This window comes from Sporosarcina aquimarina, assembly GCF_023715615.1.
In the GTDB taxonomy this organism is placed as follows: domain Bacteria; phylum Bacillota; class Bacilli; order Bacillales_A; family Planococcaceae; genus Sporosarcina; species Sporosarcina aquimarina_A.
This window is the reverse complement of the sequence record NZ_JAMBOM010000002.1, coordinates 214,763-230,403: the sequence shown is the minus strand read 5'-3', so window position 1 is coordinate 230,403 and position 15,641 is coordinate 214,763. Positions and strand designations below refer to the sequence as shown.

General features: G+C 42.3%; 14 protein-coding genes. All 14 read left to right on the top strand.

What is annotated here, in order from left to right; genetic code table 11:
* Positions 1 to 36 precede the first annotated feature (36 nt).
* The 14 genes from mdh to rpmI all read left to right on the top strand — a co-directional run bounded on the left by mdh (position 37) and on the right by rpmI (position 15,626).
* On the top strand, positions 37 to 975 hold the full coding sequence (gene mdh, locus M3197_RS08170; protein WP_251660543.1) for a malate dehydrogenase: 939 nt from the start codon (positions 37 to 39) through the stop codon (positions 973 to 975).
* A gap of 103 nt (positions 976 to 1,078) precedes the next feature.
* The gene (locus tag M3197_RS08165) at positions 1,079 to 1,558 is read left to right on the top strand and encodes a MaoC/PaaZ C-terminal domain-containing protein (RefSeq protein WP_251660540.1); all 480 of its coding nucleotides are present in this window, start codon (positions 1,079 to 1,081) and stop codon (positions 1,556 to 1,558) included.
* A gap of 13 nt (positions 1,559 to 1,571) precedes the next feature.
* Positions 1,572 to 2,282: a response regulator transcription factor gene (locus M3197_RS08160; protein ID WP_251660537.1), complete on the top strand. Its 711-nt coding sequence runs from the start codon at positions 1,572 to 1,574 to the stop codon at positions 2,280 to 2,282.
* On the top strand, positions 2,279 to 3,712 hold the full coding sequence (gene pnpS / locus M3197_RS08155; protein ID WP_251660536.1) for a two-component system histidine kinase PnpS: 1,434 nt from the start codon (positions 2,279 to 2,281) through the stop codon (positions 3,710 to 3,712). Before M3197_RS08160 ends, pnpS begins: the two co-directional genes overlap by 4 nt.
* 88 nt (positions 3,713 to 3,800) lie before the next feature.
* Positions 3,801 to 6,428 carry a DNA polymerase I gene (gene polA / locus M3197_RS08150; protein ID WP_251660533.1) on the top strand — a complete coding sequence of 876 codons (2,628 nt, stop codon included), beginning with the start codon at positions 3,801 to 3,803 and terminating at the stop codon, positions 6,426 to 6,428.
* Between the two features lie 10 nt (positions 6,429 to 6,438).
* Positions 6,439 to 7,311, top strand: a complete 873-nt coding sequence (gene mutM, locus M3197_RS08145) for a bifunctional DNA-formamidopyrimidine glycosylase/DNA-(apurinic or apyrimidinic site) lyase (protein WP_251661030.1) — start codon at positions 6,439 to 6,441, stop codon at positions 7,309 to 7,311.
* A 14-nt stretch (positions 7,312 to 7,325) separates the two neighbouring features.
* Positions 7,326 to 7,916 carry a dephospho-CoA kinase gene (coaE, locus tag M3197_RS08140; protein ID WP_251660531.1) on the top strand — a complete coding sequence of 197 codons (591 nt, stop codon included), beginning with the start codon at positions 7,326 to 7,328 and terminating at the stop codon, positions 7,914 to 7,916.
* 126 nt (positions 7,917 to 8,042) lie between these two features.
* Positions 8,043 to 9,065, top strand: a complete 1,023-nt coding sequence (locus tag M3197_RS08135; RefSeq protein ID WP_251660530.1) for a glyceraldehyde-3-phosphate dehydrogenase — start codon at positions 8,043 to 8,045, stop codon at positions 9,063 to 9,065.
* A gap of 165 nt (positions 9,066 to 9,230) precedes the next feature.
* A complete protein-coding gene (gene nrdR, locus M3197_RS08130) occupies positions 9,231 to 9,725 on the top strand; it encodes a transcriptional regulator NrdR (RefSeq protein ID WP_251660528.1) in 495 nt (164 codons plus the stop codon).
* Positions 9,726 to 9,740: 15 nt separating this feature from the next.
* Positions 9,741 to 11,111, top strand: a complete 1,371-nt coding sequence (locus M3197_RS08125; protein WP_251660526.1) for a replication initiation and membrane attachment family protein — start codon at positions 9,741 to 9,743, stop codon at positions 11,109 to 11,111.
* The gene (gene dnaI / locus M3197_RS08120; RefSeq protein WP_251660524.1) at positions 11,112 to 12,065 is read left to right on the top strand and encodes a primosomal protein DnaI; all 954 of its coding nucleotides are present in this window, start codon (positions 11,112 to 11,114) and stop codon (positions 12,063 to 12,065) included.
* A 356-nt stretch (positions 12,066 to 12,421) separates the two neighbouring features.
* Positions 12,422 to 14,353, top strand: a complete 1,932-nt coding sequence (gene thrS, locus M3197_RS08115) for a threonine--tRNA ligase (protein ID WP_251660522.1) — start codon at positions 12,422 to 12,424, stop codon at positions 14,351 to 14,353.
* A 535-nt stretch (positions 14,354 to 14,888) separates the two neighbouring features.
* The gene (gene infC / locus M3197_RS08110; protein WP_025783746.1) at positions 14,889 to 15,395 is read left to right on the top strand and encodes a translation initiation factor IF-3; all 507 of its coding nucleotides are present in this window, start codon (positions 14,889 to 14,891) and stop codon (positions 15,393 to 15,395) included.
* A 30-nt stretch (positions 15,396 to 15,425) separates the two neighbouring features.
* On the top strand, positions 15,426 to 15,626 hold the full coding sequence (gene rpmI / locus M3197_RS08105) for a 50S ribosomal protein L35 (RefSeq protein WP_025783745.1): 201 nt from the start codon (positions 15,426 to 15,428) through the stop codon (positions 15,624 to 15,626).
* Positions 15,627 to 15,641 lie beyond the last annotated feature (15 nt).

Sequence of the window (15,641 nt, the reverse complement as noted above, 5' to 3'; positions counted from 1 at the left end):
ATTTACATTAATCCAATTCTGAAAGGGAGTTTTAGTATGTCTATGTTTCGTAAAAAGGTTTCTGTTATTGGTTCTGGTTTTACGGGGGCTACGACTGCGTTTTTGCTTGCTCAGAAAGAATTATGTGACGTGGTGTTGGTGGACGTCCCGAATATGGAGAATTCGACAAAGGGGAAGGCGCTGGATATGTTGGAAGCGAGTCCGGTGCAAGGGTTTGATGCGTCGATCATAGGGACAGCTGATTATGCAGACACGAAGGATTCGGACATTGTCATCATTACAGCGGGGATTGCCCGAAAACCTGGTATGAGCCGGGATGACCTTGTTCAAACGAATCAGAAGGTCATGAAGTCTGTGACAGCTGAAATCATAAAGCATTCACCTAACACGACGATTCTTGTCTTAACGAACCCCGTCGATGCAATGACGTATACGGTCTACAAAGAATCAGGGTTACCGAAAGAGCGTGTTATCGGACAATCAGGAGTCCTGGATACAGCACGCTTCCGAACGTTCGTTGCACAAGAACTAAACGTTTCAGTGAAGGATGTATCTGGATTTGTATTAGGTGGTCACGGTGATGATATGGTACCACTCGTCCGTTATTCATCTGCTGGTGGTGTTCCTATCGCTTCATTGCTTTCAGAAGAACGAATAGAAGAAATCGTAAAACGGACACGTAAAGGTGGGGCAGAGATTGTTAACTTGCTAGGCAATGGCTCCGCTTATTATGCTCCAGCTGCATCACTTGTTGAAATGGCAGAAGCCATTCTTAAAGATCAGAAACGCATTCTTCCTGCGATTGCTTATCTGGAAGGAGAATTTGGAATGGAAGGGATTTACCTAGGGGTTCCAACGGTTCTCGGGAAAGAGGGCATCGAAAAGATTATTGAGCTTGAGCTAACAGGTGAAGAGAAACAGGCATTGAGTCAATCCGCAGACTCTGTGAAATCGGTCATGCAAGTGCTCGCCTGATCGTCTAATAAATCGAGTAGTGTAAGAAGGCGCTACTCGATTTATTTTTGTTTTATGATAGACTTTAAAGAAGAAGGATAGTACCTAATAAGGGGGACTTTTTTTGATACTTGGTAAAAAGAGAAGAGTCGGAAGAGGGATTAACGATATTAAGGTTGGAGAGAAACTTAAATTGACTGAAAAGATCGAAGATAGAGATCTCCTGCTTTATCTCGGGTTGACGAACGATCCGAATCCCATCTATATTCAACATGATTTTGCTTCACAGACTGACGTCAAAAAACCGATTGTACCGACACTTATGCTGACTGGTATTATCACTTCAGCGGTTTCTAAATACTTACCAGGACCAGGCTCTTATATGCTAGCTCAACATTTGGAGTTTCCCGTCCCCGTGTATCATTATGAAACTGTAGCAATTACACTGGAAGTTCAAGAAGTTCATCTTGTTGAGAATCGAATTGACATTCTTGTCAGTGCCTTTAATGAATCTGGCGAACAGATAATTACCGGCTCAGTTAGCGTTGCAGCACCTGAGCTGAAAGAAAAACAATTAACTTCACAATCACTGGATAATTTTTAATATGGAGACAAATATGGAAACTATAGAAGCGATTTCAACGAAAACGATATTAATCGTAGAAGATGACCCATCGATTTGTACACTTCTTGACTACAATCTTAAACAGAACGGTTATCGTACACTAGTAGCTACAAATGGTGTAGAAGCTTTGGAAACAGCTACAAAGAGCAAACCTGACTTGATTGTGCTGGATATCATGCTTCCAGGGATGGATGGGATCGATGTCTGTCGGAACTTACGACAACGTAATGTGGAAACTCCGATTATCATGTTGACAGCACGAGGCGATGAGACCGACAAAGTATTAGGATTGGAGATCGGTGCGGACGATTACATGACCAAGCCTTTTAGTCCCCGTGAGCTGACTGCGCGTGTAAAAGCGGTTTTGCGTCGCGCGAACGGTCCGAAGCAGCCGAGTGATAGTATTAGTATCAATGGATTGACGGTTTATCTCGAGCGTTATCAAACTGAACTGAATGGAGAACTACTAGAATTCACACCAAAGGAATTTGAACTACTTGTGCATCTTATGAAACACAAAAATCGTGTTTTATCAAGAGATCAGCTGTTATCCGCTGTATGGAACTATGATTTTAGTGGAGATACTCGCATTGTCGATGTTCATATTAGTCATCTTCGCGATAAAATTGAAGAAGATACGAAAAAACCGCGTTCGATTAAAACTGTGCGTGGGATTGGATATAAATTCGAGGAATATTCATGAAAAAAGAAGGTCATTCCTCAAGAATTTTACTAACAACTAGTATTATACTAGTTGTCTTTTCTATTATTTTGTGGATTGTTATTAGTCAATTTTTCAATGTAGTGGACGCTAACGTAGAGTCTTCGTTGGAGAATAAATTTTCACTCTACTTATCTGCGATGATTGGTTTGTTTTTAATCTTAAGTTTGTTTACTGTATCTAGAGTAATCTATCATTTTACAAAACCAGTTGACGAACTAACACTTGTGGCAAGGAAACTCGCAAGTGGTGATTATAAAGCCCGTGCGAGCGTGAGTGAGTTCAAGGATCTTGGGAGTTTAGCTGTATCCATTAACCAGATTGCACGGAATGGTCAAGAGACACAAATTGTCAGATCGATGGAAAAAGAGCGGCTTAAAACTCTAATTGAAAGTATCGGTAGCAGTTTACTGATGCTCGGCAGAGGAGGAACCGTTAATCTGATGAACGGGGTTTTTGCGCAAACATTTCACACATCCTCTTCTGATGCAATCGGCAAATCTTATAAAGAGATTGGTCTGCCATTAGCCGCTGAGCAACTAATCGAGCAAGTTTTTCTGTCGGAACAAGTCCATGAGCAACAAATCCGCATGCAACAAGAATATGGTCCTCTCGACTTGACGGTTTATGGTGCTCCCGTTATAGGTCGACACGGGAATTGGTTGGGAATCATTGTGGTATTCCACGATATTTCAAAAATCATTAAACTAGAAGAAGTCCGAAAAGATTTCGTCGCGAACGTTTCCCATGAATTACGAACACCGGTTACCTCTATAAAAGGATTTGCTGAGACGTTGTTGGATGGAGCGCTTTCGGATCCTGATATTTCACGAGACTTCATCACCATTATCGAAAAAGAGAGCGGCCGTCTGCATTCTCTTGTGACTGATCTATTGGAATTGTCAGGTATTGAGCAGCATGGGTTCACTCTTAACATATCGGAAGTTAATGCTGCAACTACAATTCAGGAAGCGACTCAGCTAGTCTCTGGCAAGCTCGCAGAAAAACAAATGACCATTGAGATTGAAGAGATGAGTGACTTAGTAATGGAGGCGGATAGCGGACGTCTTATGCAAGTGCTTGTTAACTTGCTTATTAATGCAATCACGTATTCAAAGCAAGGGACAACGATCCGTATATCGGGAAGGAAAGATGATCATTCTGTTTTGATTTCAATTGCTGACGAAGGCATTGGCATTGAAAAGGAAAAGTTACAAAGAGTGTTTGAACGTTTTTATCGTGCTGATTTAGCAAGAAGTCGAGATTCAGGCGGTACCGGACTTGGACTCGCAATCGTGAAACACTTACTTGAAGCGCATCATGGGAGTATTTGGGTGGAAAGTGAGCTTGGGGAAGGATCTGTGTTTTTCATAAAATTACCCATCCATCAACCCTCGCATTCAATTGAATAGAGAAGGACCTAGTCGTTTTCATTTCATCCTACCCTCGTGGTAAGATGATGGAAGACGACGTTTTTTTATGAAGGAGTGGACGAGCTACGTGACGACTAAAAAAATTGTATTACTTGACGGGAACAGCTTGGCATACCGAGCATTTTTTGCTTTGCCATTATTAACAAATGACAGCGGTATCCATACAAATGCAGTTTATGGATTCACGATGATGTTGCAAAATATTTTAAAAGAAGAGCAGCCGACCCATTTGCTCGTTGCGTGGGATGCAGGGAAGACTACATTCCGGCATAGTACGTTCAGTGAATACAAGGGAGGACGACAAAAAACTCCACCTGAGCTCTCTGAACAATTTCCTTATTTACGCAAACTATTACAGGCATTCAATATTCCTCAATATGAATTAGAGAACTTTGAAGCTGATGATATTATTGGAACATTGAGTCGTACTGCGAGTGAAGAAGGGGCAATGACCGTTGTCATTTCAGGAGACAAGGACTTAACACAACTTGCAACGGCTTCAACGACTGTATGTATTACAAGAAAAGGGATCACAGATATGGAACTCTATACGCCTGAACATATTGAAGAAAAGTACGGGATAGAACCCCTTCAAATCATCGATATGAAAGGCTTGATGGGAGATGCATCTGATAACATCCCAGGTGTACCAGGTGTTGGTGAAAAGACTGCGTTGAAACTGTTGAAGGAATATGGATCAGTGGAACACGTATATGAGTCTCTTGACGAAATAAGTGGTAAAAAGTTAAAAGAGAACTTGACGAATAACGAAGAACTGGCTTATATGAGTAAGCAGCTGGCAACGATTGAAGTGAATGCACCGATTACGATTGGCCTTCAGGATTTATCCTATAGTGGTCCTGACGAAGAGCAACTCACATCCTTATATAAAGAACTTAAATTCACAACACTCCTTGAAAAAATGGGTGTAGAAGGCTCTGAAACTGAGGCTGTTGAAGTTATTGAAGTGGAAACAAAGCATGAGTTGAGTGAAGCTGATCTTTCTGCTCAGATGGCAGTACACTTGGAAATGATGGACGATAACTATTTAACCTCGGAACTATTTGGACTTTCAATGACAAATGGTGAAAACGTTTTTTATGTGCCGATGGCTGATGTGAAAAAGGATGTAGTATTGAAAAAGTGGCTAGCTGATTCTGAATCGAAGAAATTCACGACAGATGCGAAAGCCCTTTTTGCAGCTTTGGCGGCAATTGACATCCCTGTATCAGGAATCGATTTCGACTTAACACTAGCTGCATATATTGTGAATCCATCTTTGTCTTTTGACGATGTATCAGAAGCGGCTGCATCAGTCGGTTGGAATGGAATTCAGAAAGACGAAAAGGTATATGGGAAAGGTGCTAAAAAAGCAGTTCCAGCAACTGAAGAAATCGCACAGCATGCGGCTACCAAAGCCGTTGCCGTTTGGAAATTGTTTGAGCCTGTTACTGAAAAACTTCGCCAGAACGAGCAATATGAGTTGTATCATAATCTGGAATTACCGCTAGCAAAAATTTTAGGGAAAATGGAATCCACAGGAGTAAAAACGGATTGGGACACACTCCAAACAATCGGCACAGAATTGACAAGTCGACTTGGACATCTGGAAACTACAATTTACGAGTTGGCGGGACAGCCGTTTAATATTAATTCTCCAAAACAGCTTGGGGTCATTCTTTTTGAAAAGATTGGCCTAACGCCAATTAAGAAAACGAAAACAGGCTATTCCACGGCTGCAGATGTGCTGGAAAAGTTAGCGCCTGAGCATGAAATTATTGAACATATTCTTATGTATCGTCAGCTTGGAAAGTTGAAGTCGACGTATATCGATGGATTGTCTAAAGAAATCCATGAAGATGGTAAAATTCATACTCGTTTCCAGCAAGCGTTGACACAAACGGGCAGGTTGAGCTCGATTAATCCGAACTTACAAAACATTCCTATCCGATTGGAAGAAGGACGTAAGATTCGTGCGGCATTTGTCCCGTCAGAACCGAATTGGATTATGTTTGCGGCGGATTATTCGCAGATCGAGCTACGGGTGCTTGCGCACATTTCGCAGGATGAAAAACTGATTGAAGCATTCCGTGCAGGGGAAGACATCCATACGAAAACTGCGATGGACGTGTTTGGAGTATCTAAAGAAGAAGTGACATCGAACATGCGACGGGCGGCTAAGGCTGTTAACTTTGGGATTGTATACGGAATTAGTGATTATGGGTTATCACAAAGTTTGGATATTCCTCGCAAGGAAGCTGCTGAATTTATCGATACGTATTTAGCCAGCTTCCCAGGAGTGAAGCGGTATATGGATGATATTATCATCGATGCGAAAAAACGTGGATTTGTTTCAACGATGTTGAATCGTCGCCGTTATCTACCGGATATTACAAGTTCGAACTTTAACTTGCGCGGTTTTGCTGAGCGTACTGCGATGAATACACCGATTCAAGGGACTGCAGCGGATATTATTAAAAAAGCCATGATCGATATGGAAAAACGTCTTGAGACAGAAGGATTACAAGCGCGTATGCTTCTGCAAGTGCATGATGAACTTATATTTGAAGCGCCAGAAGAAGAACTGGAACAGTTGAAGAAAATCGTACCTGAAGTGATGGAGTCTGCATTGGAACTGGATGTTCCCTTAAAAGTGGATTCTGCGTATGGTGCAAGTTGGTACGACACGAAGTGAGGAGAGCCCGATGCCGGAATTACCTGAAGTAGAAGGAGTTGTACGCTCGTTAGCACCTGTTGCTAGTGGGCGTACAATATATGATGTGAAAGTTTCTGAAACGGTATCTGCTTCGAAAGCTGCAGGGAAGGAAGCCATTGTGAAAGGTCATTCAGTCGAGCGATTTTCTGAGGAACTTGCTGGATTCACAATCGAAGCGGTTACGAGACGTAGTAAATATATTTATTTCCATCTCATTAAAGACAATACATGCCGCCTCCTTGTTAGTCATTTAGGAATGACAGGAGCATGGTTCGTTGTGAATGCAATCACTGAAATCCGTGAGCAAAAATTTCGAAATCATATACACGCGATCTTTCAGCTTGAAGATGGCGGTCTTCTCGTCTATTCGGATATTCGCCGTTTTGGAGAGCTTCGATTACTGACATGTGAACAAGATCATCTTCCGCTTACATTGATGGCTCCTGAACCATTTGATGTCAATGCAGAAGAGTTTTTCATCACAAAAACGAAACAAGATAAATATGCAAAAAAGCCTATTAAAGAGGTCATCATGGATGGTCAAATCATATCAGGTTGCGGTAATATTTACGCAACAGAAGCTCTGTTCAGGATGGGGATTCATCCAAATCGGTCAGCTGGCAGGATTAGTCTCCACAGAAAACAACAGTTATTCCGCGAAATTGTCACTGTATTGGATGAAAGTATCCAAGCGGGAGGGAGTTCGATCTCCGACTATCGGAATAGTAACGGTGAAGCGGGTTCCATGCAAAATCGTCTACAGATGTATGGACGTAAAGTATGTCCTAAATGCGGTGCCAAGACCGCTTCCATACAAATCGCAAATCGGACATCAACCTACTGTAAAAAATGTCAGCATTAAAAAGGAGCACACGAATGATTATTGGTCTAACAGGAAGTATTGCGAGCGGTAAAAGCACAGTTGCTAACCTTTTGAAAGATCGAGGTTACCCTGTAGTCGATGCGGATGAGATTGCGCGGTTAGTTGTGGAGCCTGGCAGTTCTGTACTAAAGGAAATTGAAACAGTATTTGGACGTGAAGTCATACGAGAAGATGGTTCAATGGATCGTGCGGTTATGGGGCAGCTGATTTTTGGCGATGACAAGAAGCGTGAACAATTGAACAATATTATTCATCCAGCGATACGAAAAGAGCTGATTGCGCAAAAAGAAGCGCATCTGGCAGCGGGAGCGGAAACCGTCTTTTTGGATATTCCGTTACTGTTTGAAAACAAGCTACATGATTATGTAGAAAAAATCCTCGTAGTCTCAGTCACCCCTGATGTTCAAAAAGAACGTCTGATGAGTCGAAATCAGTTATCAGAACAAGAGGCAAATTCAAGAATTGCCTCGCAACTACCCATTGAGATTAAAGAACAGGGCGCTGATGCTGTGATTGATAATAATGGAAAATTAGTTGAAACCGAAAGACAAGTAGAGGACGTCTTACTGAACTGGCAAGTCTGAAGAAGTTCTGAAAAATCAAACATTGTTCAATGTTGCACAAACTCTTTCCACGTGGTAAAAATGTGTTATACTAATTACGATATTTCTTTAAACAGTATAACATCATACATATTGGGAGGACTTTTCATGACAACATCAGTAGCGATTAATGGTTTTGGTCGAATCGGCCGCATGGTATTCCGGCAGTTGATAGTAGAGAATGAGGTTACTGCTATTGCAATTAACGCCCTTTACCCACCAGAAACATTAGCACACTTGATAAAGTATGACACAACCCACGGAACGTTCGATGGCGATGTAGTAGTTGAAGAGAATGCATTACTTGTCAATGGCAAGCGTGTAGAACTTGTCGCGGAACGAGACCCATCCAAACTCCCTTGGAAACAGCTTGGCGTAGATATCGTCATTGAAGCAACGGGTGTGTTCAATGCACGTGACAAAGCTGCCCTGCACCTTGAAGCAGGTGCCAAGAAAGTAATCTTGTCAGCGCCAGGAAAAAATGAGGACATTACGATTGTCATGGGCGTTAACGATGAAAAATTAGACATTGAAAAGCACGACGTGATTTCGAATGCAAGTTGTACAACAAACTGTCTCGCGCCAGTCGCTAAAATCCTTAATGACGAATTTGGCATTGAAAATGGGTTAATGACGACTGTACATGCGTATACAAATGATCAGAAGAACTTGGACAATCCACACAAAGACCTTCGTCGCGCACGTTCATGTGGTCAGTCCATCATCCCAACTTCAACTGGAGCAGCAAAAGCACTATCGCTTGTGCTTCCTGAACTAGAAGGCAAAATTCACGGAATGGCGCTTCGTGTACCAACACCGAACGTTTCGTTAGTGGATCTCGTGGTAGACGTGAAGAAAGATGTTACAGCAGAGCAAGTGAACGAAGTGTTCAAGAAAGCGATGGAAGGTTCGATGAAAGGCGTTCTGAGCTTAACAATGGAACCACTCGTTTCGATCGATTTCAACAACACATCCGATTCAGCAATCATTGACGGTTTGTCGACAATGGTCATCGGAGATCGTAAAGTGAAAGTTTTAGCTTGGTATGACAACGAATGGGGCTATTCAGCACGCGTGGTTGACTTAACTAAAAAAGTTGCGAAAGAACTCCGCGCTAGCGTAAAAGCGTAATTTTCAACTGAAAGACTGTCCTTCTTACTGCTTGAAAGAGCAAAGAATCGACAGTCTTTTTTGTGGTAATAAACACCCTTAAACTCTACTCGAGTAATCACGGGTGTTGCGAAAACACACTCTCTGTTATACTAGATGAACTACAGAAAACCGGAGGAACGAATTATGAAATGTCCAGCTTGCCGATATAACGGAACACGTGTTGTCGACTCAAGACCAGCTGAAGAAAACAGCTCTATCCGCAGACGCAGAGAATGTGAGCAATGCAACTACCGGTTTACAACTTTTGAAAAAGTAGAAGAAGCACCACTCATTGTCGTGAAAAAAGAAGGAACCCGTGAAGAGTTCATGGGTGAAAAATTGTTAAGGGGCTTAGTCCGGGCGTGCGAGAAACGACCTGTTCCTTTGGAAGAGCTACAAAATATCGTGGGATCCATTGAAAAAGAACTAAAAAGCAGTGGGGTTTCTGAAATTGCTTCTCACGATGTCGGAGAGATGGTCATGGAACGTCTTGCAGATGTCGATGAAGTGGCTTACGTGCGCTTTTCATCCGTCTATCGTGACTACCAGAACATTACGATGTTTATTGAAGAACTAAAGAATTTACAAAAAGGTCCCCTTCGTGAAAAGAACGGTTCAGAGGGACCTTCCGAAGTGTAAGGAGGGGAATTGAGTATGCTTTACCAAGAACTGCAACCTGTAGATACGTATATGTTAAAGTTTTCTACTCCATTTTCCGACTATGATAGACAACTTCTCTCCCTCTTTTATCAACCATTAATAGGTTCTGAGCCAATCAGCTTGTTTTTAACGATGTGGGCAGATGGTGAGACAAATGATAAACGTCAGTTCAGCCATTACCATCTCATGAATAACTTAAGCATGCCGCTAAAAGCGGTCTTTCAAGCTAGAATATCATTGGAAGCTATTGGCTTACTGCGTTCTTACATGAACACAGATGAGGAAAATCGGACATTTGTCTATGAGTTGCTTCCACCGTTAGATGCGGAAAGCTTCTTTCACGATCCATTACTTGCGACATTCTTATTCAGCAAAATTGGAGAACAAGCTTATAGAGAATTACGTTCTCGATTCGTTACAGAACAATTGGATATGGAAAACTACAAAGAAGTTTCAAGAAATTTTTTAGATGTCTATACACCTGTTAATGGAAATGCCCATGAGCTACTGAACGAACAACAGCTGAGTGATCGTAAAGAATCAAACGGTATCCCGTTCGACCATAGTTTTTTCGACTTTGACTTAATGTTGAGCGGTCTTTCAGAACAGATGGTACCGAGACGTGCAATTGCTGGTGTTTCAAGAGAGCTAGTTGGGAAATTAGCATTTTTGTATTCACTTTCACCAATAGATATGCAAAAAGTGATTATGATGGCACTGGATGAGAATCTTGAAGTACCCGAAGAACGACTCCGTCGAGCTGCCACTGACTTTTATAAAATGAACATCTCAAAAGCTGCACCGAAGTTAAACAAGTTTTATGTGCCTGATACGGCACAAAGTAATTCTGAATCACAAAAGCCGTTATCCAAGCAACAAGAGCTCATCGCATACTTTGAAAGCACTTCACCTAAAGAATTTTTGTTTGATTTGATAGGCGCTGAGCCTTTTTCTGTAGATGTGAAAATAGCAGAACGACTTATGAATGTTCACAAATTATCATTTGGCGTTATCAATGTTCTTTTGCATTATATTGTGCTGCATAATGACGGGAAAATTACAAATGGGTTTGCAGAACGAATTGCTTCACGATGGGCGATGAACAAAGTAGATACTGTCGAAAAGGCAATCGACTATTCGCGTAAAGAGCATGACGAGTATACACAATGGATGAAAGAAGGCGGCAAGACGAATAACCAACGTAAAAAGCCGACACGGGAAGAAAAATTGCCAGAATGGTTCCTTAAAAAAGACGAGGAGCCTGATCTCCAAAAGGAAGTCAATCCTGAGGTAGAACTGGAGAACGACAGAAAACGAAAAGAATTACTTGCTAAATTAGAGTCAATGCGAAAAGGGGTGAATTAAATGGAGCGTGTAGGAGAGGCTATGAAAAGAGTGATTAACGCACCAACACTAGCTGCACGGTATGACGAGTTAAGAAATGAAGTCCTTGCAAATGAGAAAGTTCAACAATTTATAGAAGAGCATGAAAATGAGATTGATAAACAAGTTGTGGAGAAGAGTTTAAATAAGCTTTATGAATTCATAACTGCATCTCATCAATGTGACAAGTGTCCAAACCTAGAAGGATGTATGAATGTCATGAAGGGATTCGAACCCAAGCTAACCTTAAATCAGGGGCTAATCGATGTGACCTATATCCGTTGTCCGCAGAAAATACGTGATGATGAGAAACGGGCTGTTAATAAGATGTTGAATAGCCTGTACATGCCTAAAGATGTCATGAAAGCACAACTTATTGATGTTGACACCTATTACGATTCCAGCCGTCTAGATATCGTAGATAAGGCAAGTGAATTCATTACACAATACGTAGAAACTGGAGTTTTACCAGAAAAAGGGCTATATATCCACGGCAAGTTTGGTACTGGAAAATCATTTATTTTAGGTGCTCTTGCCAACGAACTGGCTAATCGGCAAATACGTACTGTAGTGGTTTATTTACCAGAATTTTTACGTGAAATCAAACAGGCAATCCAGGATAATTCACTGAACGAAAAAATTGAGTTTGTTAAAAAGGCAACAGTTCTCATGATTGACGACATTGGTGCAGAATCGATGACAGCATGGGCTCGCGATGAAGTGTTAGGAACCATACTCCAGTATCGCATGGCAGATCAGCTTCCTACATTTTTCACATCAAACTTTACATTGTCTGAACTAGAACATCATCTCACCTTTTCGCAGCGAGGCGAAAAAGAACCAATCAAAGCTGCGCGAATTATGGAACGGATTAAAATATTGAGTGATCCCATGTTATTATCAGGGAAAAATCGTAGGAATCCTGGAAAAGACTGATTGTTTTCGGTAATCCTCTTGCAATTCCTAATAACATTTACTATACTAATCACAACACAATGATAAAATGCTTTGACAAGGACAACGATTGTTGGAACGGCCTACAGAGAGCAAGGATTTTGCTGAGAACCTTGCAGGACACGACACCAATCTACCGCCTTTGAGCAGCAACAGGGAACCATTTAGAACGTTCTTGAGTACCTGTTGACGGCCCCGGCCCGTTAGCCGCTTTAAGCTTCATCTTTCCGGTTTGTTCCGGATTGGAGGAAGAAGGGTGGAACCGCGAGTACAAGCCTCGTCCCTTTATGGGATGAGGCTTTTTTGTGTTCAATATTAGATAAAAGGAGTGCATTGATGTGTCAAATTCAATTCATTTAAAATTTCCGGATGGCGCGGTTAAGGAGTTTCCTGCTGGCACAACAACTGAAGATGTAGCAGCATCGATCAGCCCAGGACTGCGTAAAAGTGCACTTGCAGGTAAGCTTGGGGAACAGCTCATCGACTTGAAAACACCAATCCAACAAGATGGAGATATTGCAATCGTTACTCAACAATCTCCGGAAGCACTTGAAATCTTGCGTCACAGTACAGCGCACTTACTCGCTCAAGCAGTAAAACGTAAATTCCCAGATGCAAAACTTGGAATAGGTCCAGCAATCGATAATGGTTTCTACTATGATATCGATTCTCCAACTCCAATTACTGCAGATGACCTACCAGAACTTGAAAAAGAAATGAAACGAATCATCGGAGAGAACTTGGAAGTGGTTCGTCACGACGTGTCCCGTGCAGATGCGGAGCGTCGCTTTAAAGAAATCGATGACGAATACAAATTGGAATTGCTACAAGCGATTCCTGAAGATGAGCAGGTTTCCATCTATGAACAAGGTGAGTTTTTCGACTTGTGTCGTGGCGTCCACGTGCCTTATACAGGTAAGCTCAAAGAATTCAAATTGTTAAGTATCGCTGGTGCTTACTGGCGCGGTAATTCTGATAACAAAATGCTACAGCGTATTTACGGAACAGCTTTCTTCAAAAAAGAAGAACTTCAAGCGCACCTGAAAATGCTAGAAGAAGCAAAAGAACGGGATCACCGTAAAATTGGTAAAGAATTAGATTTGTTCATGAACTCTCAAAAAGTCGGCCAAGGACTTCCACTTTGGCTTCCAAAAGGTGCAACAATCCGTCGAGTGATCGAGCGCTACATCGTAGACAAAGAAGAGCGTCTTGGCTACGACCACGTGTATACACCAGTTCTAGGTAGCGTCGAGTTGTACAAAACATCAGGTCACTGGGATCACTACCAAGACGGCATGTTCCCTGTAATGAGTATGGACAACGAGGACTTAGTACTTCGCCCGATGAATTGCCCGCATCACATGATGATTTACAAAAATGGCATTCACTCATACCGGAACCTCCCAATTCGCATCGCTGAACTTGGCACAATGCACCGCTACGAAATGTCGGGAGCACTTTCAGGTCTTCAACGGGTTCGTGGGATGACTTTGAACGATGCACATATCTTCGTTCGTCCAGACCAAATTAAAGACGAGTTCCAGCGTACAGTTCAACTTATCATTGATGTCTATAAAGACTTTAACATTACAGACTACTCGTTCCGTCTTTCATACCGAGACCCTGCAGACACTGAGAAGTATTTCGATGACGACGCAATGTGGGAACGCGCACAACACATGTTGAAAGATGCGATGGACGACATGGGACTTGAATACACTGAAGCAGATGGCGAAGCGGCATTCTATGGTCCGAAACTTGACGTCCAAGTGAAAACGGCAATCGGAATGGAAGAAACACTCTCTACAGTTCAATTGGACTTCTTACTACCAGAACGCTTTGACCTTACTTACGTAGGAGAAGACGGAAAACAACACCGACCAGTAGTCATCCACCGAGGTGTCGTATCCACGATGGAACGTTTCGTAGCCTTCTTGATCGAAGAATACAAGGGTGCATTCCCAACATGGCTCGCACCAATCCAAGTCGAAGTCATTCCGGTATCACCTGAAGCACACTTCAACTATGCAGACAAAGTCCGCGAACAACTCGTCGCTGCTGGATACCGGGTAGACCTCGACAGCCGCGAAGAAAAAATTGGCTACAAAATCCGTGAAGCACAAGTTCAAAAAGTACCATACATGCTTGTACTAGGAGACAAAGAAATCGAAACAGGCAACGTCAACGTCCGTAAATACGGAGAACAAAACTCCGAATCCATGAGCTTCGAAGCATTCCTAGAACTCTTGAAAAGTGACGTAGCTCATTAAGCTAATTTTGTTTTCAATAGGTTTTAAGGAACTGCTAATGCTTAAACGACACCATTGATTATAGCGGAAGATGGCGACTCCGGAGGGATTAGGGTCATGGAAACAACCTAAGTTCGCGGCGTCCTGCCGCAACGGTTGCATGACCTACATCCTGTAGGCCCGCGTCCATCTGAAACGTAAATCAACACAGTGCTATTTATTTCGAATGAAAAACCCTTGACACTTTCTCTAAAGGATGATAAAGTAGATAAGGTTAAAGAATACAGTTTGTGATACAAGAAGGAGCTGCCCGCTTCTCACCTGATCGACGCCAAATTGGTAGTTGTTGAGGTTAGCACAGTAGTGAAACCACGTATGTAAATACGTGTGTGATTGCGGGTAGACAAATTATCCATTTGTCTGCTTTTTTTATTGCCTCATTACCTGAAGGCTCAAATTGCTGAACGGTTTTGCAAGCTGTGCCAGAACGGTGCAGACTGCTCAAACAGTGTATTCGCGAGATATTATTCGGAGGTGGATTACGATTAGCAAAGATATGTATGTGAACGAAGGAATTCGTGCCCGTGAACTACGACTTATCGACCACAATGGTGATCAGCTCGGCATTAAGTCCCGCAACGAAGCACTTGACATTGCTGCACGTGCCAACTTGGACCTTGTCCTTGTAGCGCCAACAGCTAAACCGCCTGTAGCCCGCGTTATGGACTATGGAAAGTTTAAGTTCGAGCAGCAGAAAAAAGAGCGGGAAGTCCGAAAGAATCAAAAGATTATCCAAGTCAAAGAAGTTCGGCTTAGCCCGACAATCGATGAGCACGATTTTCAAACAAAGCTTCGTAACGGAATTAAATTCCTTGAAGCTGGCGACAAAGTAAAAGCATCCATCCGTTTCCGCGGACGTGCGATTACACACAAAGAAATTGGTCAGCGCGTTCTTGACAAGTTTGCAGAAGCTTGTAAAGAAGTCGGAACAGTTGAGGTTCGTCCTAAGATGGATGGACGCAGTATGTTCTTGATGCTTGCACCAATTGCTGAGAAAAAGTAATACGAACAAACGATTTAGGAGGAACAGATCATGCCAAAAATGAAAACTCACCGCGGATCCGCGAAACGTTTCAAAAAAACAGGAAGCGGTAAAGTAAAGCGCGGACGCGCTAAAACTAGCCACCTTTTCGCTAACAAGTCGACAAAAGCAAAGCGTCACTTGCGTAAAGGATCACTCATTTCTTCAGGCGATTACAAGCGTATTCGTGAAATGATTACGTACATGAAGTAATAGCTTCACCCTGGT

Bases quoted from the DNA above. Each gene is read 5' to 3' on its own strand.
- mdh (WP_251660543.1), top strand. From the start codon at position 37: ATGTCTATGTTTCGTAAAAAGGTTTCTGTTATTGGTTCTGGTTTTACG.
- M3197_RS08160 (WP_251660537.1), top strand. From the start codon at position 1,572: ATGGAAACTATAGAAGCGATTTCAACGAAAACGATATTAATCGTAGAA.
- pnpS (WP_251660536.1), top strand. From the start codon at position 2,279: ATGAAAAAAGAAGGTCATTCCTCAAGAATTTTACTAACAACTAGTATT.
- mutM (WP_251661030.1), top strand. From the start codon at position 6,439: ATGCCGGAATTACCTGAAGTAGAAGGAGTTGTACGCTCGTTAGCACCT.
- coaE (WP_251660531.1), top strand. From the start codon at position 7,326: ATGATTATTGGTCTAACAGGAAGTATTGCGAGCGGTAAAAGCACAGTT.
- M3197_RS08135 (WP_251660530.1), top strand. From the start codon at position 8,043: ATGACAACATCAGTAGCGATTAATGGTTTTGGTCGAATCGGCCGCATG.
- nrdR (WP_251660528.1), top strand. From the start codon at position 9,231: ATGAAATGTCCAGCTTGCCGATATAACGGAACACGTGTTGTCGACTCA.
- M3197_RS08125 (WP_251660526.1), top strand. From the start codon at position 9,741: ATGCTTTACCAAGAACTGCAACCTGTAGATACGTATATGTTAAAGTTT.
- dnaI (WP_251660524.1), top strand. From the start codon at position 11,112: ATGGAGCGTGTAGGAGAGGCTATGAAAAGAGTGATTAACGCACCAACA.
- infC (WP_025783746.1), top strand. From the start codon at position 14,889: ATGTATGTGAACGAAGGAATTCGTGCCCGTGAACTACGACTTATCGAC.
- rpmI (WP_025783745.1), top strand. From the start codon at position 15,426: ATGCCAAAAATGAAAACTCACCGCGGATCCGCGAAACGTTTCAAAAAA.